The 18477-nt window shown below is 64.9% G+C and carries 21 protein-coding genes; 12 read left to right on the top strand and 9 right to left on the bottom strand.

The features are described 5' to 3' along the window. The first annotated feature begins 247 nt into the window (after window positions 1–247). The 3 genes from AB0J47_RS41185 (at window position 248) to AB0J47_RS41175 (ending at window position 4472) form a co-directional block, all read left to right on the top strand. Window positions 248–1825, top strand: coding sequence for an alpha/beta hydrolase (locus AB0J47_RS41185; protein WP_364359830.1), 1578 nt, complete (start codon window positions 248–250; stop codon window positions 1823–1825). Window positions 1826–1943: 118 nt separating this feature from the next. Then, window positions 1944–3566 carry a GMC oxidoreductase gene (locus AB0J47_RS41180; protein ID WP_364359827.1) on the top strand — a complete coding sequence of 541 codons (1623 nt, stop codon included), beginning with the start codon at window positions 1944–1946 and terminating at the stop codon, window positions 3564–3566. Between the two features lie 57 nt (window positions 3567–3623). Continuing rightward, window positions 3624–4472 carry an ion transporter gene (locus AB0J47_RS41175; RefSeq protein WP_364359824.1) on the top strand — a complete coding sequence of 283 codons (849 nt, stop codon included), beginning with the start codon at window positions 3624–3626 and terminating at the stop codon, window positions 4470–4472. On the opposite strand, the gene AB0J47_RS41170 is transcribed toward AB0J47_RS41175, so the two are convergent. The 4 genes from AB0J47_RS41170 to AB0J47_RS41155 form a co-directional block, all read right to left on the bottom strand. Next, on the bottom strand, window positions 4450–5661 hold the full coding sequence (locus AB0J47_RS41170; protein ID WP_364359821.1) for a low temperature requirement protein A: 1212 nt from the start codon (window positions 5659–5661) through the stop codon (window positions 4450–4452). The genes AB0J47_RS41175 and AB0J47_RS41170 overlap by 23 nt on opposite strands. A gap of 36 nt (window positions 5662–5697) precedes the next feature. Next, a complete protein-coding gene (locus AB0J47_RS41165; protein ID WP_364359818.1) occupies window positions 5698–6156 on the bottom strand; it encodes an SRPBCC family protein in 459 nt (152 codons plus the stop codon). A gap of 303 nt (window positions 6157–6459) precedes the next feature. Beyond that, complete coding sequence (locus AB0J47_RS41160) at window positions 6460–6648, bottom strand: DUF1918 domain-containing protein (RefSeq protein ID WP_040686020.1); 189 nt, start codon at window positions 6646–6648, stop codon at window positions 6460–6462. A gap of 60 nt (window positions 6649–6708) precedes the next feature. Beyond that, on the bottom strand, window positions 6709–7299 hold the full coding sequence (locus AB0J47_RS41155; protein ID WP_364359814.1) for a TetR family transcriptional regulator: 591 nt from the start codon (window positions 7297–7299) through the stop codon (window positions 6709–6711). A gap of 58 nt (window positions 7300–7357) precedes the next feature. Between AB0J47_RS41155 and AB0J47_RS41150 the strand changes: the two genes are divergently transcribed. From AB0J47_RS41150 to AB0J47_RS41140, 3 genes are all read left to right on the top strand, one after another. Next, window positions 7358–7933, top strand: a complete 576-nt coding sequence (locus AB0J47_RS41150; protein ID WP_364359811.1) for a dihydrofolate reductase family protein — start codon at window positions 7358–7360, stop codon at window positions 7931–7933. Between the two features lie 29 nt (window positions 7934–7962). Further along, window positions 7963–8538 (top strand): dihydrofolate reductase family protein, encoded by a 576-nt coding sequence (locus AB0J47_RS41145; RefSeq protein WP_364359808.1) that lies wholly within the window; start codon window positions 7963–7965, stop codon window positions 8536–8538. 185 nt (window positions 8539–8723) lie between these two features. Continuing rightward, entirely contained in the window at window positions 8724–8885 is a 162-nt protein-coding gene (locus AB0J47_RS41140; protein ID WP_364359805.1) for a hypothetical protein, read from the top strand. Here the strand turns inward: AB0J47_RS41140 and AB0J47_RS41135 are convergent. Continuing rightward, a complete protein-coding gene (locus tag AB0J47_RS41135; protein WP_364359802.1) occupies window positions 8882–9289 on the bottom strand; it encodes a secondary thiamine-phosphate synthase enzyme YjbQ in 408 nt (135 codons plus the stop codon). The two genes, AB0J47_RS41140 and AB0J47_RS41135, sit on opposite strands and share 4 nt — an antisense overlap. Window positions 9290–9337: 48 nt before the next feature. Further along, a complete protein-coding gene (locus tag AB0J47_RS41130) occupies window positions 9338–9745 on the bottom strand; it encodes a hypothetical protein (protein WP_364359799.1) in 408 nt (135 codons plus the stop codon). Window positions 9746–9859: 114 nt separating this feature from the next. Between AB0J47_RS41130 and AB0J47_RS41125 the strand changes: the two genes are divergently transcribed. Continuing rightward, window positions 9860–11125 (top strand): aspartate kinase, encoded by a 1266-nt coding sequence (locus tag AB0J47_RS41125; RefSeq protein ID WP_364359796.1) that lies wholly within the window; start codon window positions 9860–9862, stop codon window positions 11123–11125. A 2-nt stretch (window positions 11126–11127) separates the two neighbouring features. Next, a complete protein-coding gene (locus tag AB0J47_RS41120; protein WP_364359793.1) occupies window positions 11128–12162 on the top strand; it encodes an aspartate-semialdehyde dehydrogenase in 1035 nt (344 codons plus the stop codon). A gap of 57 nt (window positions 12163–12219) precedes the next feature. Here the strand turns inward: AB0J47_RS41120 and AB0J47_RS41115 are convergent, their stop codons facing one another. Beyond that, window positions 12220–12612, bottom strand: a complete 393-nt coding sequence (locus AB0J47_RS41115; protein WP_364359790.1) for a helix-turn-helix domain-containing protein — start codon at window positions 12610–12612, stop codon at window positions 12220–12222. A 70-nt stretch (window positions 12613–12682) separates the two neighbouring features. Here AB0J47_RS41115 and AB0J47_RS41110 point away from each other — a divergent pair, with 70 nt between their 5' ends. Beyond that, a complete protein-coding gene (locus AB0J47_RS41110; protein WP_364359787.1) occupies window positions 12683–13648 on the top strand; it encodes an alpha/beta hydrolase in 966 nt (321 codons plus the stop codon). Window positions 13649–13877: 229 nt separating this feature from the next. On the opposite strand, the gene AB0J47_RS41105 is transcribed toward AB0J47_RS41110, so the two are convergent. Continuing rightward, window positions 13878–14441: a helix-turn-helix domain-containing protein gene (locus AB0J47_RS41105; protein ID WP_364359784.1), complete on the bottom strand. Its 564-nt coding sequence runs from the start codon at window positions 14439–14441 to the stop codon at window positions 13878–13880. A gap of 94 nt (window positions 14442–14535) precedes the next feature. Here AB0J47_RS41105 and AB0J47_RS41100 point away from each other — a divergent pair, with 94 nt between their 5' ends. The 3 genes from AB0J47_RS41100 (at window position 14536) to AB0J47_RS41090 (ending at window position 16680) form a co-directional block, all read left to right on the top strand. After that, window positions 14536–14955 (top strand): nuclear transport factor 2 family protein, encoded by a 420-nt coding sequence (locus AB0J47_RS41100; RefSeq protein ID WP_364359782.1) that lies wholly within the window; start codon window positions 14536–14538, stop codon window positions 14953–14955. A gap of 66 nt (window positions 14956–15021) precedes the next feature. Further along, a complete protein-coding gene (locus AB0J47_RS41095; RefSeq protein WP_364359779.1) occupies window positions 15022–15933 on the top strand; it encodes an aminotransferase class IV in 912 nt (303 codons plus the stop codon). A 414-nt stretch (window positions 15934–16347) separates the two neighbouring features. Beyond that, a complete protein-coding gene (locus AB0J47_RS41090) occupies window positions 16348–16680 on the top strand; it encodes a PaaI family thioesterase (protein WP_364359776.1) in 333 nt (110 codons plus the stop codon). 91 nt (window positions 16681–16771) lie between these two features. On the opposite strand, the gene AB0J47_RS41085 is transcribed toward AB0J47_RS41090, so the two are convergent. After that, entirely contained in the window at window positions 16772–18121 is a 1350-nt protein-coding gene (locus AB0J47_RS41085; RefSeq protein ID WP_364359773.1) for a serine hydrolase, read from the bottom strand. Window positions 18122–18477: the final 356 nt, after the last annotated feature.

The following is an 18477-nucleotide window of genomic DNA, read 5'->3' as shown; positions in this document are numbered from 1 at the left end:
ATCTCACGGCATCGACACACCCACTCCGGCAACGACTTTCAGCCGCAATCACGACGGCGGCGATCACCCCTCAGCACTTATGAAACACGCCCTAGCCGCAATAGTCTTGTCGACCAGCGCGGTTCGACCGGATACGGAGGAAGTACGTGGCACTCGAGATGCGAAACCCCTAGTGCGGTCGTACTTGTGGCGGATTGGTCCCAAAGGAGGACGACGGCAGCCTGGTCCGCAACGCAGGATGATCGGTATGCGCGGGTGGAAGATCGTCGGGTTGGCGCTGACGACCGTATTGGTGCCGACATTGGTTTCGTGCTTCCGGCAGAGCGAAGCGGTCTCGCAGGTCGCCGAACTGGTCGCACAAGCCGATTCGGCACCGACTCCGAAACTCGATTGGGCCCAGTGCCCCGAATCGGAGTTGAGCAAGTATCAGTGCGCGACGGCCGCGGTCCCGATCGACTACGCGCAGCCCAACGGTCCGACGCTGGCGCTGGCCCTCATCAAACAGCCCGCCGCCGATCAGGACCGTCGCATCGGCACTCTGTTCAGCGCGGTCGGCGGACCCGGCGGTTCGGGCTTCAAATGGGCGAGCCACAGTGTGCTGTCCTCCGGTGAGGTGGCCCGCCGATTCGACGTGATCACCTTCGATCAGCGCGGTATCGGGCGCAGCGGTCAGGTGCGCTGTTTCGCGAATGCCGAAGAGCGGCACCGGTTCTGGTCCGATTTCCGGCTTCCGCCGACGAATGCCGAACAGGAGGCCACCGCCGCGCGCAATGCCCGCGAACTGGCTGCCGGTTGCGCCGCGCACAGCCCGGAGTTGCTGGCGCACCTGACCACCGTCGATGCCGCCCGTGATCTGGATCTGCTGCGCCGCGCGGTCGGCGAGACGACCATGACCTACACGGGCGGGTCCTACGCGAGTTATCTGGGCGAGGTGTACGGCGCGCTCTTCGGCGACCGGGTCCGTGCGCTGCAACTCGGGTCGATGATCGACCCGGACGCCTACACCAACGCTTCGCGCGCGCAGATCGCCGACTCCGCGGCGGGCACCGAGGAGGTGCTCGCGGAGTTCCTGCGGCTGTGTGCCGAAGCCGGACAACCGCATTGCGTCTTCGCGGGGCCGACCAAAACCGATCCGGCCGCACTGCGCACCCGCAACGACGCCGTACTGGACCGGCTGCGCCAGGGACCCATCGTGGTCGGTCAGGGTGCGCACACCCGCGCGGTAACCCTCACCGAGATGCTGCCCGCACACGCCACCATGCTCTACGACACGAAGGAGGGCTGGCCCGCACTGGCCGAACTGCTCACCGAATTGGAGCGCGGATCGGCGGGCGATCCCGATGTCGTACAGCAGATTCTGGACGCGGGCGGCTTCACCGAGGACTTCCTCGACGCCTTCACCGCAATCTCGTGTGCGGACAACAGCTTCGGCCGCGAACCGGAGCAATGGCCTCTCATGGCGGCCGAATTAGCCGGTACCGCACCGCATTACGGTCCAATGTGGCTGTATCTGCGACAGGCCTGCGGTGCTTGGCCGGCACCGGCGAAGGGGTATCCGCAGCGCATAACCGGGCCGTGGATTCTGCGCTCGGATAAACCCGCCCTGCTGTTCAACAACCGCTTCGACCCGGTCACCCCGCTGACGGCCGCCCGCCGGGCCCAGCAGGAGTTGGTCAATGCCAGGCTGGTGATCGTCGAGGGCGGCTACGGCCACCTGGTGGTGAGCGACTGCGCTGGTCGTCTGCAGGAGCACTACCTTGTGGACCTGCAACTCCCCGCGCCCGGCGCTACCTGTAAGCCGGACAAAGCGCCGTTCACCGACTGAAACGCCAGTACTGGAAACCGCTCGACCAAGATCGTCGGTATCCTTCGACTACCACTGTTCAGGACTCCCGAATCCCGGTAGTCTGCGCTCGGCCATGCATGATGAGGGAGGTGGCCAGGTGCACAGACGTGCCTTTTTCAAGGCAGCCGGTGCGGCCGCGATGCTGGGTGTCGCGAGTACCGCACTGGATAGGGCGACGGCCGATGCCGCAGACCCGATCTGGGACAACTTTTTCCGCATGTGGGTCCCGGAAATCTTTGCGCCACTTCCCGATCCGCCCGAGCATTCGCCCGCGATCGTGATCGGCTCCGGCTTCGGCGCGTCGGTCACCGCACTGCGCCTGGCCGAGGCCGGCATCGCCAATACCGTGCTGGAGCGCGGTTCGCGCTGGCCGAACGATCCATGGCGGGAAATCTTCACCGGTGACGATCTGCCCGACGGCCGCGGTTTCTGGCATCGCACCAACTTCACCGGCGTCACCAAGGTTCCGATGCATTTCGCCAGCTTCGGTGGGGTGCTCGATTGCGTCGAGTATCCGGGCATCGACGTATGGCGGGCCGCTGCTGTCGGTGGCGGCTCGATCGTCTTCTCCGGTGCCATGGTCGCGCCCGAGCGCCGCTTCTTCGACCACGTCTTCGGCGGTACGGTCGATTACGGCGAAATGGCGCAGGTCTACTACCCTCGGGTCCGGGAGATGTTGCGGCTCAGCCCGATTCCTGCGGACCTCTACGCCGCTTCGCCGTTCGCGCATTCCCGGGCCTGGGACGAGCAGGTGCGCAGAGCGGGCTATCAGCCGCTCGCCAATGACTCGATCTTCAACTGGGATGTGCTGCGCGGCGAAATCGCCGGCACCACAAGGCCTTCGGCGACCGTGGCGCGCAGTAATCTCGGCAACTCCAACGGCGCGAAGTTCGACCTCGACCAGAACTACCTTCGGTACGCCGAGGGCACCGGCAAGTCCACCATCTATCCGGGGCACCGCGTCGATGCCATCGCGCAGGAATCCGGCGGCCGCTATTCGGTGACCGTGACAAAACTTTCGCCGACCGGCGAGGTGATCGGCACCCGCACCCTGACCTGCGACCGCCTGTTCCTCGGCGCGGGTTCGATCGGCACCTCGGAGCTACTGGTGCGAGCCCAGGCGACCGGCGCGCTGGCGAACCTCAACGAGCACATCGGCGATGGCTGGGGCACCAACGGTGATGTGGTGCTGGCTCGCGGTGCCAGCGATTTGGCCGGTTTCGGTCAGGGCGTGCCGAGCGTGAGCCGGATCCTCGACGAATCCGCCGTGCCGCTCACGCTCGAAAATTGGTACATTCCGGGCATTCCGTTCGAGACCGGCGCGCTCGCTTCATTGGGCATGGTGCTCGATCCGGCCCGCGCCCGCTTCGGCTACGACCGCGCCCGTAATACGGTCGGGTTGTCCTGGTCGACCAAGAACCGTGACGATATCGTGGCGGCCGCCCGCGCGGTCGATCACCGGATCGCTGAACGCTCCAATGCCCTCGTCGAATACGGCGCACTCGGCTACGACGCGAACGCGCTGTTCACCGCGCACCCACTCGGTGGTGCGGTGCTCGGTCGGGCCACCGACGGCAACGGTCGCGTGCACGGTCACCCGGGCCTGTACGTGATGGACGGTGCGGCTATCCCCGGCAGCACCGGCACGGTCAACCCGTCGCTCACGATCACCGCGCTGGCCGAGCGCAATATCGAGGCGATCATCCGCGCTGGGAAGTAGCCCGGCGCGGCGCGTATTACTGTCGGCGGGACCGTTCGGCGTCGAAGGGATCCTTACGTGGCAACTCCAACCAGGCCGACCACGCCCGGCCTCGACGAATGGCCGAAGCTGGATTTTCCACGCAAGCCGCCCGCGCTGTGGTCGGACCTGGTGATGCTGGCGCTGGCCGTCGTCTCGGTCGTGCTCGTCACCTGGGTCACCTTCTTCGAAGTGTCCGCGCACACCTACCGCGTGATCGTGGTGCTCGATTACTCCGTGTGCGCGATATTCGCGGTCGAATTCCTCTGGCGCTGGCGCCGCGCGGGCTGGCCGTGGACGTTCCCGTTCATCTACTGGTACGAAGTGCTCGGCATGATCCCGGTGACCAGTCCGTTCTTCCGCGGATTCCGATTGCTGCGGATCGTGGTGATCGCGGTTCGCCTCGGCCGGGTCGCCGATCGGGCACTCGGCGATCGGGTGACCGCCGCAGTGGTGAACCGCTTCGTGACAACCATTGTCGAAGTCATCAAGCGCCCCATGACGATCGCGATCCTGGACGAGGTCGCGCATGTGCTGCGCGCGGGCCACTACACCCGCAATATCGCGGCGGCGCTGGAGGAGAACCGCGCCGAAATGGACGAGATGATCCTCGAACTCATCAAGAAGGATCCACAGGCCGGACGGGTCCGCTACATCCCGTTTCACGACGAGATCATCCGACTCGTCGCCGACACCACATTCCGCATCGTCTTCCAGGTGCTGGCCGATCCCCGCACGGACGAACTGGTTTCGGACATGATCCGCGAGAACGTGGATCAGATCCGGGACGCCGTGCACGCCGGGGTGCGCGTCGAGCCGTCCAATCACGGCCCGACGCCGCACGAACAGACCGTGCGCTACCACCTCAGCCGTGTGCCGCGTGCCTGATCTCGTCGCGCGGCGCCGCGTAACGCATTGTCTCCCAGACGATCAGCAGCACCAGTACACCGCACAGCAGCCCCAGTGACGCCAGCGCGGGCAGTGCACAGGCCGCCGGAATCAGCGCAAGCAGCAGTACGGCGGCCACCAGACGCGGCACCGTGACGTTCCCGGTCGCGTACTGCTTGAACCCGACCAATGCGATCAGATACAGCACCACACCGCCGTACAGCGCGAACAGCGGTATCCCGGACAGCGAGTCTTTGAGGCTGTGCGCAGATTCGTCGCCGACGTAGTAGAGCACCTTCTTCAGCCCGAGCGAGAGTCCGATGATCCCGGCGATCATCGGGAAATGCCAGAAGGTGTAGGAGTTTCGGGCGATCTTGATCTGCCGCTCGCCGTTGGCCTGCTGCAGCTCGTGCTCCACCGACAGCGCCGCCACATCGAAGTACGCCCACCACAGCAGACCCGAAACCACGAGTCCGAGTAGCGATCCGACGGCGATCGGCCACGAAATGGGCAGTCCGGCGACGCCGATGCCGATCGAGACGATCGATTCACCCAGCGCCACAATGGTGATCAGCCCGTAGCGTTCGGAGAAATGGCTGGCCGAGTTCAATCGCCAGTCCTCGCCCGCCAGCAGGGTCCACCCCATATCGCCGACGATCGCGGCGATCCACAGCACGATCTGCGTCGTCCCCGATGTCATCGCGGCGATGACGAGCAGGGTGGTCCCGATAGTGATGGAACCCAGACTCCAGCGCAGCACCTGGTTGCGCAATTGCGAATCCTCGGCGCTGGCCAGCACGAACATGCCCAGATGCACCAGGCGCACAATCAGATACGCGATCGCGAAGACCAGCGGGCCGTACCAGCCGCCGGCCGCGTCGTCGAAGGCCTCCGGAATGGTGAGTGCCGCCAGGAAACCACCGCCCATCGCGATGAACATGGCGACCCGCGCGATGCCCTCGTCCGCGCGCACCACATTGCCCAGCCAGGAGTATGCGATCCACAGCCACCACATGACGGCGAGTACCAACACCGCCCGCAGCATGTTCTTGGCGCTGGTGTCGTGTGCGACCAGGCCGGTGACCATGGTGAACGCGAAGACGAGCACCAGGTCGAAGAACAACTCGAGCTGCGTTACCGACGCATCCTCGGCCGTTGGCAACAGGCGTGCCCGTTTGGAACCGATCATGTTCACATCGTTGCATCCGACTGCGACAGGTGCGTTCTACACCGCCTGATAGTTCTCGTTCTCGGTGAAGCCCTCGGCGAACTCGATGAAGTTCTGTACGACGGCCTCATTCGAGCGGCGCATGGTCCGTTTCACCAGCATGCCCGGAATTGGGATCGGGATGTAGAGCTCGACGTGATACCAGACATCGGTGCCCTCCTCGCCCTCGGTGACCTCGAACCAGCCGCCGCCCTTCACCCCTTCGGTGCTGTCGGTGACCTCCCAGGAGGAGCGGGTCTCGGTCCATTCGTACTCCAGGACCTGCAGATCCGACCTGCCCATCAGTTCCGCTTTTACGAATACCCGGCGCGGTCGCAGCACGTCGTCGCGGCTGGCGACCCGGGCGTCGCTGTAGGAGGTCGACCACTCCGGCAGCATCTCGACCGCGGCCAGTGCATCCATTACCTGCTCGGGATCGGCGTCGACGACGAAACGGATATCGGTCTTTGTACGCATTCCATACCTCCGCCCCCGCCCAACTACATCGGCAAATTGTGCCCAGCGACACATTCGCAAGTCAACCGAGCGGTCAGTGCCCGAAGCCACATCGGCCGCATATCTCGGGGTGATCACGGTCGATTATGTACGGCGAGAACAAGTTACGGTTCAGTATTTTCGAATGAACCGCGATATCGGCGGAATCAGTGGACTTGCCGCCGGAGCTGCCGGGACCGTATGTCGATCGTGCGCGAGGTATCGCATCTGCGGCTGGACAGGGGGTAACGGGCCCGCGGCGAGCGGGCCCGCTGGTGCCGGGGCTCAGTGCGGCGTTGGTTCGATGATCGCGTCCGGACCTGGGTAGACGAGCGATTCGTGCCCGTCGTCGAACCGCACCACATACGGCGGTGCGCCCTGAGGCCCGCGGACTTCCACGATTTCGCCGTGGCGATCACTCTGTCCCACAACGTGGCCGTGCACGAGGAGCCGGTCTCCGACATTCGCCATCATCGCCCCATTATCGAATGACAGTGACGCGCGTCACAAGGGTTCCCCGTACGACGCGGCGTTTCACTCGTCGCCGACGAGTCGATCGACCGCGGCTTCGATCAGTTCCTGGCTCTGCTCCTCGGTGAAGATTCCCGGCAGCGTGAGCCGATCCACGATCAGCCAATTCAGTGCCAGATACAACAGCATCACCGAGTTTTCGTCGCCGGGCAGTCCGGCCTCGAGATGGTTGCGCACATTGAAATCGAGATCCGCGCGCACGGCCTCGGTCATGACCGCGCGCAACTCCGGTCGCCGCGTCGCCTCCAAGCGCAGCTCGAGCATGGCCAGGTAGCCGGTACGGAAGGCCTCGATGCGCCCGACCGTCTCCCGCATCAGTTCGGTGATATGCGCCCGCGTTTTCGGGCCCGTCGCGAGGTCGGCCATGGTGGCCGCACTCGGGGTCAACCGTTCGTAGAACCGCCCGCCCGCCTGTGTCAGCAGGTCGTCACGGTTGGCGAAGTAATTCGACGCAGTACCCGCGGGCGCCCCGGCCTCCTTGTCCACCGCCCGAAAGGTGAGCCCGCGCGCGCCCTCCTTTGCCAACACCTCGAGCGCCGCATCGAGCAGCGCTTGCCGCCGCTCCGGATTCGTCCGCACTTGACACCACTCCATCTGTAGTACTACCTTCAAACCACTTCACTTAGAGTACAACGTTTCAGGCGGTATGAATATGCGAAAACTCGTTTACTACGTGGCCGTATCGCTCGACGGCTATATCGCGGGTCCAGCAGGGGAGTTCGACTTCTATCCACGCGACGCCGAGATGACGGAGTGGATCACGACGCGGTATCCGGACTTCGTACCGAGTCATGTGCGGCCGCATGTCGGTATGGCGGTGGACGAACCGAGTAAGCGGTTCGACACCGTGCTGATGGGCCGCGGGAGTTATGAACCCGGGCTGTCCGAGGGGGTCGCCAGTCCGTATGCGCATATGCGGCAGTACGTCATTTCGAGCACCCTCGGCCCGACCGATGATCCACAGATCGAGGTGGTCGCGAGCGATCCGGTTGGGCTGGTGCGACGACTGAAAGCCGAGTCGGGCGGCGATATCTGGCTGTGCGGCGGCGGCAAGCTGGCCGCGGCACTGCTCGACGAACTCGACGAAATGATCGTCAAGAGCTATCCGGTCGTCGCGGGCGGCGGCATATCCGCCTTCTCGGGTGCGTTCAACCCGACCCTGTTCACGCCGACCGAGCGCCGGGAGTTCGGCAACGGCGCCCAGGTCACCTGGTTCTCCCGTGCCTGACGATCCAGCACCACGAAAGAGGTAGTCATATGCGAAAACTCGTCTACTTTGTCGGCATGTCCCTCGACGGCTACATCGCGGGGCCCGGTGACGACATCAGCTTCTATCCGGTCGGCGACGACATGTGGGACTGGGTGAAGGCACAGTACCCAGAGACGCTCCCGACTCATATCCGCCCGCATATCGGCCTGGCGGTCGATGCGCCGAATCAGAAGTTCGACACCCTGGTCATGGGCCGCGGAACCTACGATCCGGCTCTGTCCATCGGCGTGACCAGCCCGTATGCGCATATGCGGCAGTACGTCGTTTCGAGTTCCCTCGGGCCGGTCGATGGTCCGCAGGTCGAGGTGGTCGCGAGCGATCCGGTCGGCCTGGTGCGTCGGCTGAAGCATGAGAACGGCATGGATATCTGGCTGGCTGGTGGCGGCAAGCTCGCCGCGCAGTTACTCGGCGAGATCGATGAGCTCGTCATCAAGAGTTATCCGGTGGTGGCCGGGACCGGAACCGAGGCCTTCGCGGGCGAATTCAACCCCACATCGTTCGCACCCACCAAGCGCATCGAATTCGGCAATGGCACCCAGGTCACCTGGCTGGCCAGAGCCTGAGGCCGATCTTGTCGTAGACCAGCACGATCGCACCGGAGGCCAATCCACGATGTCGCCGCCGGATTCGGCGCGCAGCTGCTTGACCGTCGCGGCCGGATCGGATTCGGCGATACGGGAGTTCGGCGACGGCGTCTCGGTCAGCGTTCGATTCCGGCTGGAAAAGCCTGACACCCACCGAGCGTTCCGTGGTCGAACTCGCCGTCTCCGGCCTGACCAATCCGGCGATCGCCGCGCGTTTGTTCATCAGTCGCGGCACCGTCAACGCATCTGGCCCACGTATACGCCGAGCTCGGTATTGCCAATCGCACCGAACTCGCCCGGCTCGCCCCAACCGATCGCCCGACTAACCGCGCAGAAACGACAGGCGCACTTGCCGATCCGGGTTGTCGACATTGAGATCGACCATCGCGATCGACTGCCAGGTACCCAAGGTCAGCGCACCGCCGATAACCGGGACCGTGGCATAGGGCGGGATCAACGCGGGCATCACATGCGAACGGCCGTGCCCGCGCGAGCCGTGTGCGTGCCGCCACCGATCATCGGCGGGCAGCAGATCGCGCAGTGCAGCGAGCAGATCGTCATCGCTGCGCGCACCGAGTTCCATGATCGCGATTCCGGCCGTGGCATGCGGCACGAAGATATGCAGCAATCCGTCCGCACCCGCGTCCCGCGCGAACGACGCGCACTGTGGGGTGATGTCGTGCACGACTTCGGATCGTCCCGTGGTCACCTCGAGCACCGTGCTTTTCATGGGCTACATCGTCCTCTCATTCGGTGTCTGCTGCCCGCAGCAGTGCCGTCACCCGTACCGATGTGTCGTGCAGTCGGTTGAACACATCCAGCTGCTCGACCGAATACCCGCCATCGCCACCGCGAACTCCCGCGCCACCACCTCGTAGTGCGGCGCGATCTCATCGATCCGCTCCTGGATCACACTGATCGACCCGCCGCCGGTCCTGTGCGTCGTGTTCGCGCAGCACATAGCGCCTTCGGTAGCCGGTCGATCATCCGCGTGATGGTGCCGGCGGTCAGGCCGGTGCGCATGGGCTAGTTCCCCGGCGGTGGCCGGACCGCCGATGCGAAGCAGAATCAAGCCGCGCAGATCCGTCACATGCAGGCCGAGCCGGTCCGTGACGGCCTGATGCGTCATCACGCCGTCATTGGCGCTGCGCTGGGCCGCAAGGCTCAATGCGGTCGAAAGATTCACACGATGGCCCCTTCGATCCTCGCCCGCTGAGGAGGTAGGAACAAATCCGCTGGACCTCGGCCGGTACTCTGGGGTGCTGTTAGCAGCTGATTGTCGATCTTGGAGGACCCTGTCGTGGCTCTCGTGGTTCAGAAGTACGGAGGATCCTCGGTGGCAACCGCCGAGCGTATCCGGCGCGTCGCTGAACGGATCGTCGAGACGAAGAAGCAGGGCCACGACGTGGTGGTCGTCTGCTCGGCCATGGGCGATACCACCGACGAGCTACTGGATCTGGCGCAGCAGGTGGCGCCCGCGCCACCGGCTCGGGAAATGGACATGCTGCTCACCTCGGGTGAGCGCATCTCCAATGCGCTGGTCGCCATGGCCATCCATTCGCTCGGCGCCGAGGCTCGCTCGTTCACCGGCTCGCAGGCGGGTGTGATCACCACCGGATCGCACGGTAACGCCAAGATCATCGACGTCACCCCGGGCCGGGTGCGCGCCGCGCTGGACCAAGGTCTGGTCGTGCTGGTCGCCGGTTTCCAGGGCGTCAGCCAGGACAGTCGCGACGTCACCACGCTCGGTCGCGGCGGCTCCGATACCACCGCGGTCGCGCTGGCCGCGGCGCTGGATGCCGACGTCTGCGAGATCTACACCGATGTGGACGGCGTCTTCACCGCCGACCCGCGGATCGTGCCCGACGCCCAGCAGCTCGAGCAGGTCTCCTATGAGGAGATGCTCGAGCTCGCCGCCTGCGGCGCGAAGGTACTCATGTTGCGCTGCGTGGAATACGCGCGCCGCTACAACGTTCCGGTGCATGTGCGCTCGTCCTACACCGACAAGCCCGGCACCTACGTCTATGGATCGATGGAGGACATCCCCTTGGAGCAAGCAATCCTCACGGGCGTCGCGCACGACCGCAGCGAGGCCAAGGTGACCGTGGTCGGCCTGCCGGACGAACCTGGCTACGCCGCCAAGGTTTTCCGCGCGATCGCCGACGCGGAGATCAATATCGATATGGTCCTGCAGAACATCTCCAAGGTCGAGACGGGTAAGACCGATATCACCTTCACCCTGCCCAAGACCGAGGGCGCGCGTGCGGTGGAGATGCTGACCAAGCGTCAGGACGTGATCGGTTTTTCGCAGGTGCTCTACGACGACCACATCGGTAAGGTTTCGCTGGTCGGCGCGGGTATGAAGAGTCATCCGGGCGTCACCGCCACCTTCTGTGAGGCGCTGGCGAACGCGGGTGTGAACATCGACCTCATCTCCACCTCCGAGATCCGGATCTCGGTGCTGGTCAAGGACACCGAACTGGACGAGGCCGTGCAGGTGCTGCACAAGGCCTTCGATCTGGGCGGCGACGAGGTCGCCGTCGTCCACGCGGGAACAGGACGATAAGCATGGGTGTACGGGTAGGAGTCGTCGGCGCGACCGGCCAGGTCGGCGCCGTCATGCGAAAACTGCTGGAAGAGCGCAATTTCCCGGCCGATGAGGTGCGTTTCTTCGCCTCGGCCCGCTCGGCGGGTAAGACCCTGCCGTGGCGCGGCGGCGAGATCGTGGTCGAGGACACCGAGACCGCCGATCCCGCGGGCCTGGATATCGCGCTGTTCTCCGCGGGCGCCACCATGTCGCGCGTGCAGGCCCCGCGGTTCGCGGCGGCCGGTGTCACTGTGATCGATAACTCGTCGGCCTGGCGTAAGGATCCCGAGGTCCCGCTGGTCGTGAGCGAGGTGAATCCGGAGCAGACCCGCAATCTGGTCAAGGGCATCATCGCCAACCCGAATTGCACGACCATGGCCGCCATGCCGGTGCTCAAGCCACTGCACGATGTGGCGGGTCTGCGGCGGCTGATTGTGTCGAGCTACCAGGCGGTCTCCGGCAGCGGTCTGGCCGGTGTCGAGGAGTTGGCCTCCCAGGTGCGCGCTGTGGTCGACGATGCCGAAAAGCTGGTGCACGATGGCAGTGCGGTGCGGTTCCCGGCCCCGAACAAGTACGTCGCGCCGATCGCCTTCGATGTGATCCCGCTCGCTGGTTCGCTGGTCGACGACGGCTCCTTCGAAACCGACGAAGACCAGAAGCTGCGCAACGAGAGCCGCAAGATCCTCGGGCTGCCCGACCTGCTGGTCAGCGGCACCTGCGTGCGCGTCCCGGTCTTCACCGGCCACTCGCTGTCGGTGAATGCCGAATTCGCCGAACCGATTTCGGTTGAGCGCGCCAAGGAAATCCTCGCCAAGGCCCCCGGCGTCCAGCTCACCGACGTGCCGACCCCGTTGGCAGCCGCGGGCAAGGACGACTCTCTGGTCGGCCGCATCCGCCAGGATCCGGGCGTACCCGACGGTCGCGGCATCGCCCTGTTCATCTCGGGCGATAACCTCCGAAAAGGTGCCGCCCTCAACACCATTCAAATCGCGGAAGTCCTGTTGGCTCAGCGCTGACACCGACCGAACGGGCCGTTCTGATCGTGAGATCTGAACGGCCCGTTTTCTTTTCGGTCATCGGATATCGAATGTCACCGACGAGCCGAGCAGCGCGGTCGGCGACGCCCCGAATGCGCGCCGGAAGGTTTCGCTCAGGTGTGACGGGGAGGCGAATCCGGCATCGGCGGCGCAGCGGGCGAGGTCGTGCCCGGCGGCCAGGCTCGCGAAAACCATTCGCAGCCGCGCCCATTGGCGGTAGCGGCGGAATGTGGTGCCGGTGTGTGCGGTGAAGGTTCGTAGGAAGTGGGTTTCCGACATTCCGGCGGCATCGGCCGCGTGTTCGGCGCGGATGTGTGCGGTCGTGGCATGCATCCGTATGCCCGGTTCCGGGCCGAGGTATCCGACATGTCCGGGCCGCACCCACAGCACCGGCGCACCGCATGTTTGTGAAAGCGCGGCCCCGGTCATGTTCGTCAGGCTAATCGGTGCCCGGCGCAATCAGCCGGTGCGAGCCGCGACGACAGGGAGATGAACGGATATGACAACCGAGGCAGTCACCGCGAAGCCGAGCTGGCAGACCAGGGCTATCACCGCACTGTTGGCATCGCGCGGCCAGAAGCGGATGCTCGGCAGCGCGGAAGGGGTTCATGCGGCGGTGCAAAAGCGCGACCGGCGCGTCAAAGAGGTACGGCCACCGGCCTTCCTGCGCAAGGCAGCGACCGTCACCTCGGATGATCTCGACGGTTGGCCCGTATTCCGGATAACGCCGAGCGCCGGTCCCACCGACGTCAGCGTGGTTTTCCTGCACGGCGGCGGCTTTTTCGCCGAGATCGTGCGCCCGCACTGGAGTTTCGTCCGCGAACTCGCCGCCGCCATTCCAGCGCAGGTCGTGGTCCCGATCTATCCGCTGATCCCACATAGCAGCGCCGCGGATATGGTGGCCACTACCGCCGCGATCATCACCCGCGCGATCGAGCAGCGCGGCTCCGGAAAGACCGTGGTCATGGGCAATTCGGCAGGCGGCCTGCTGGCGCTGGCGGCAGCACATGCCGTGCGCGATCAGGGTGGGCCGCAACCGTCGCGGGTGGTACTGATCTCCGCCTGGCTCGACGCCACCCTTTCCGGCCCGGCACTGCCCGCGCTCGAACAGGTCGATCCGTTGCATCAGCGACCCGGAATGGCCGAGATCGCGCGGCTCTACGCCGACGGCCTCGACCTCCGCGACCCTCGCGTCAGCCCGCTGTTCGGTGCGATCGAGGGACTGCCGCCCCTGACCATCTTCTCCGGCACCCACGAAATGGTCCTGGCCGACGCCCGTGCCCTGACCCGCCGCGCCGAAGCCGCGGGCATACCGGTCGACTACCACGAGGGTCCGGGGCTGCCGCACAACTACGTGCTCATGCCCAGCCCCGAAGGCCGCGCGGCTCGCAAGATCATCATCGACGCTTGCCGCACGCCACGCCACGATCGGTCCGCAGTCGACCGGGACATCGCGGGCCGATAACGGTCCTGCTCATCGCGCCCTGCCCGCCCGCTTCGACCAACTGTGACGACTCGGAAGCGGCGAGAGCCCGACGAACACGTGACCGGTGCGGGCCAGCTTGGGCTCGGGGGCGGGTGGAGCAACTCGTTGTCGACGATGGTGATCGGCAGGGGACGGATCGCGTCGTCTTCTGTCGTATCGCCGCAATCGGCGGGGTTGGTGTCGTGTCGTTTCGGACAGTGGGCTGTAGTCAGTGGGGCCGTAGCCCGTCGAACACGATTGCGAAGGTGCGGCGGCGTTGCTCCGCGGTGGTGTTCGTGGTGTTGGCGGCTAGGAAGGTGCCCTTTACGACACGCATGAGGTCGTCGATATCGATATCGCGCCGAACCGCTCCGGATTGTTGTGCGCGGGTTAGTAATTCGGCGATGGCGGCGTTCAGGGCATGGGCCGGTTTGCGGTATTCGGGGGCGTCGGCGCCTACGGCTTCGGCTAGGTCGCGTTTGACGGTGCCTTCGGCGACCATGCGGTCGAGGAAGTCGAAGAAGGCTTTGCCCGGGTCGGGGGCGGTGGCGAGTTCCCGCGCGTAGGCGATCATGCGCTCGACGCGGTCCACGATCGCCACTTCGAAAAGGGCTTCCTTGGTGGGGAAGTGGCGGTAGACGGTGCCCGCGCCTACGCCTGCGCGACGGGCGATTTCGTCGAGCGGGACCGAAATGCCCTCGGCGGCGAAGGCCTCTTGGGCGGCGGCGAGTACGCGGTCGCGATTGCGGCGCGCATCGGCGCGCAGCGGGCGCGGTTCCTCGCGATCGGTCATGAGGGCTGAGTTTACTGGAGACCTTGACAAGCGGGGCGATCGTTCCGGATGATAACCGGGGTCAACGTTCCGCTTAATTGAAGCAGGTGTTTTCATGGTGGAGACTTCGGTGGAAAGCCCTCGCGAGCTGGTCGAACGGCTCTTTCGCGAACTGCCCGCTCGCGATGCCGACGCATTCGTCGAGCTGCTCGCCACAGATGCGGTATTCGAGATCCCCTTCGTCATTCCCGGGATGCCGACCCGGCTTGTCGGGCGCGAGGAGATCCGGGCGCATCTCGCGCAGCGCTGGTCCGGGATTTCGGGTATCGAGGTACACGGGATCTATCCACAGGTGTACGAAACAGACGATCCCGAGGTGGTTTTCGTGGAGAACGAGGTGGATATGACGGTGCCCGGCGCCGCGCGGGCGCGAGTTCGCACGTCGGTCAATGTCGTTCGGGTCCGCGACGGCAAGGTCGCGCTGTTCCGCGACTACATGGATACGGCGCGCTTCAACCGACTTGTGGATAACTGACCCAGCCGGCCCGGGCGGTCCGAAATTCCGTCGCTTCGCCCGGGTACCGACTGCTAGCCTGCGCCGATGGCGAATCCTTATCCACAGGTGTACTTCGGCGACCGGCTCGTCGACGCGGAGCAGGCGTCGGTCGCTGTCGCATCGTCGGCGGTGCTGTACGGCCTGAGTGTGTACACAGTGCTCCCGGTGCTTGTGGATGGATCGGCGCGTACGGCATTTCGGCTCGACGACCATTTCCGGCGACTCGAGGAATCCTGCAAGATCATCGGCATCGACCGGTTCGCCGCCGAATGGGACTTCGCCCGATTCCGCGCCGCGGTCATCGACCTGATCGCAGCCAATGCGCCGACCGAGGACGTATTCGTCCGCGCAACAGTGCATGTCGTCGAATCGATTCCGGGCACTCGGGTCCGCGGCTGCGCCATCCAGGTCAGCATTTTCGTCTACGACGCGGTGCCGATCGTGCCCCAGGAGGGTATGCGGCTGAAATCCAGTCCGTGGCGGCGCATTCCGGACAATGCGATTCCATCGCGCGCGAAAGTCAATGGCGCGTACGTCAATTCGGTACTCGCCAAACAGGACGCCATCGACAGCGGATACGACGACTGCATCTTCCTGGACGGCAACGGCCACGTCTGCGAACTCAGTGCCGCCAATATCTTCCTCGTCCGCAACGGCACCCTGATCACCCCGGATGTGTCCTGCGACATTCTCGACGGCATCAACCGCCGCACCATCCTCACCCTCGCCGCCGAAGACGGCATCCCGATCGTCGAACGCACCATCGACCTGACCGAGCTCTACATAGCCGACGAGGTCTTCGTCACCGGCACCTCATCCGGCACCTCACCGGTCACCGAAGTCGACGGCCGCCTCATCGCCGACGGCCACCCCGGCCCCCTCACCCAAACCCTCCGCAAACGCCACACCGCCGCCCTCCGCACCGATACCCATCACAACTGGCTCACCTCCCTCTGACCGCGACGGAGTGGATTCCCGTCGATGCCTTCGATCCATTGCGGATGCCCGTCACAAGTGCTCGAGGGCGGCGATGGTGCTGAGGAACAGTTCCACGTTGTCGTGCACGAATTTGTCCCGGGGTAGGGCAGCGCCTGCTGGATCCAGGCGGTGACTGTGTCACCGAACGCACCGACCAGCGCGCGGCGAGGTCGACGGCGAGATCGTCCGGATCGCGGTCGGGAACCAGCTGCGACAGGATCCCGCGGAACGCGCGGGACACGTCCTCCGAGCGGGCGAGCCGCCGCTCGGCAACGGGCGGATGTCCATATGCCTTGGATGCCTTGGTGGGCAGGATCTTTCCCTTGGCAGGCGCGGCCAGGAAGAAATCCATCATGGCCTGCACCACTGCGGTGACCTGCGCCCGACTGTCCGGTGCCGCCGCATGTGGACGGCTGCTTCGGCTGCGGACCACCCAATCCGGCGGCGGTCGGCATCGCACTGAATCTCGAAAACGACCACGTCATCGGTCGTTTCACCCTCGACGAGCGCCACCAGGGCGCACCGGGTGTCGCGCACGGCGGTGTCATCGCCGCGATACTCGACGAGGCATCCGGCACGGTGCCGAGCGCCATGTGCGTGCCAGCGGTCACCGCGAAGCTCGAGGTGAACTATGTGCTTCCCGCACCGCTGCACCGATCGAGCGGCGCGAAGGCTAGCGCAAATTGCATATTCACGCTCGCCTCGAACACGACGGTGAACGCATAGCCGAGGGCAATGCCCTTCATCGCGGTCTCGCCGGATCACTTCTTCGCAGAGGGCGCAAAGGAAGGCGATATCCCGTTCTTCGGCGTGTGATTCAGCGGATGCCCGGCGTGCGCGGATCCGGACCGAGGCACACCAGAATGGCGCACCCGGGTGCGGTGTCGGCGAACGGTGGCGCCAACGGATAGTTCAGGCAGCTGAAGACATTGCAGCCCGGATATGCCGCAGGCCCGATGCCGAAGACCGCCAGCAGCAGATTCGTATCCACGAACCGCCTCGGATCCAAACGCAGCGGCGGCTCCACATACGGTCCCGGATCGGGCACCGGACGGACTTCGAAGGCCGCGAACAGCCGACGGAAAAATTCGTACGGCAATTCCGCGGTGTTCTGCACAATCCCCGAAATGCCCTCGTTGCTGACATCTCCGAAGACTCCGGTCCATACCACCGTCAAATCCAGGCTCGGAATGATGAAGACGTTCTGCAAGCCGAGTCCCGACATCGAGTAGACGTCGGCGGGCAGGTAGTCGGGGGTCTCAGCGCATCCCGGTCCGATCCAGAACAGATAGCCATAGCACTCGTTCGCCGCTGACGGTTGGCGTGCCTTGCGCAGATACGTCTGCGAAACGATTTGCTGTCCGCCCCAGCTCCCGTTATTGCTCACCAGCAACCCGAGTTTGGCGAAATCGTTCGGCGGGATCATCAGGTGGGCGTATCCATAGGTGTGCCCGGCGCGATCACGCGCCCAGTAATAATCGCCGCGTTCGATACCGAGCGGATCGAAAAGCTCACGCTGCGCGAACTGCCGCAGCGGTTCCCCGACGGCCAATTCGATGACATAGGCGAGCAGATCGACATTGCGCTGGCTGTAGCTGAATGCCGCGCCGGGCGGATTGTCCAACGGCACCCCGAGCGCCTGTACGGCACTATTCGGATCGAGCGGAATCACCCCGGTGACGCCCTCGGTGAGCACACCCACCTTCATGCCAGAGGATTCGGTCAGCAGATTCTGCACGGTGATCGACCGATGCTGCTCATCACCGAGTCCCGGCGGCAGATACCGATCGATCGGTGCTTCGATATCGAGTTTCCGCTGATCCCAGGCTATTCCGGCGAGCACGGAAACTACGCTTTTCGTCGCACTCCAGATATTCCAGGCGACATTGCCGGTCTGGTCGTTCGTCGGTCCCTCGCCGATCAAGCAGTTGTGCCGGAACACCTGCACATTCAACCGATTACGCCCGCTCGCGAACTCCAATGCCTGCGCGAGCCGCCCCGCATCCAGTCCAACCTGTTCCGGCGCCGCCCGTTCCGGCTCCCGCCCGGAAGACACGCCACATGACAGCTGCTCGGTGTGCGCGGCTTGCGCACCCCCGGCGAAGACGCTTCCCACAACCAGCGATACCGCCGCGATTCCGGCCAGGAATCCGTAGATGCGCCCCATGCGCATGAGGCTATCGCGCCAGACCACGCCAGACCGGGCAACAGGCTGAATGCGTCCCAGTCAATTGCCAACTCGGCGCGCCGATCGCCGTCATAGCGCATCGGCCACGCGCCACGCCCGCAATTCGCTCCGCACGGCGGCTCCTTCTCGGACGACGTCTGTAGCGTGTCCGCACAACGAACCAGTCCGCGGCTCGCGATGAGGACCGCGATTCCGCTCAGTTTCGCTCGAGGTCAGCGGCGTGTCCGGACAATGAACCGTTGTCGCGGTGCATTGCGCATGTGCACGAGTGTCCCGACACCGCAGGCGATGACCGTCCCGACCACAAGCGTCAGCGGCATGTGTCGGGCAAGCAG

Source organism: Nocardia sp. NPDC049737 (assembly GCF_040674755.1).
GTDB lineage: Bacteria > Actinomycetota > Actinomycetes > Mycobacteriales > Mycobacteriaceae > Nocardia.
Note: the sequence above shows the minus strand (reverse complement) of the source record. Positions and strands in the feature narration are given on the sequence as shown.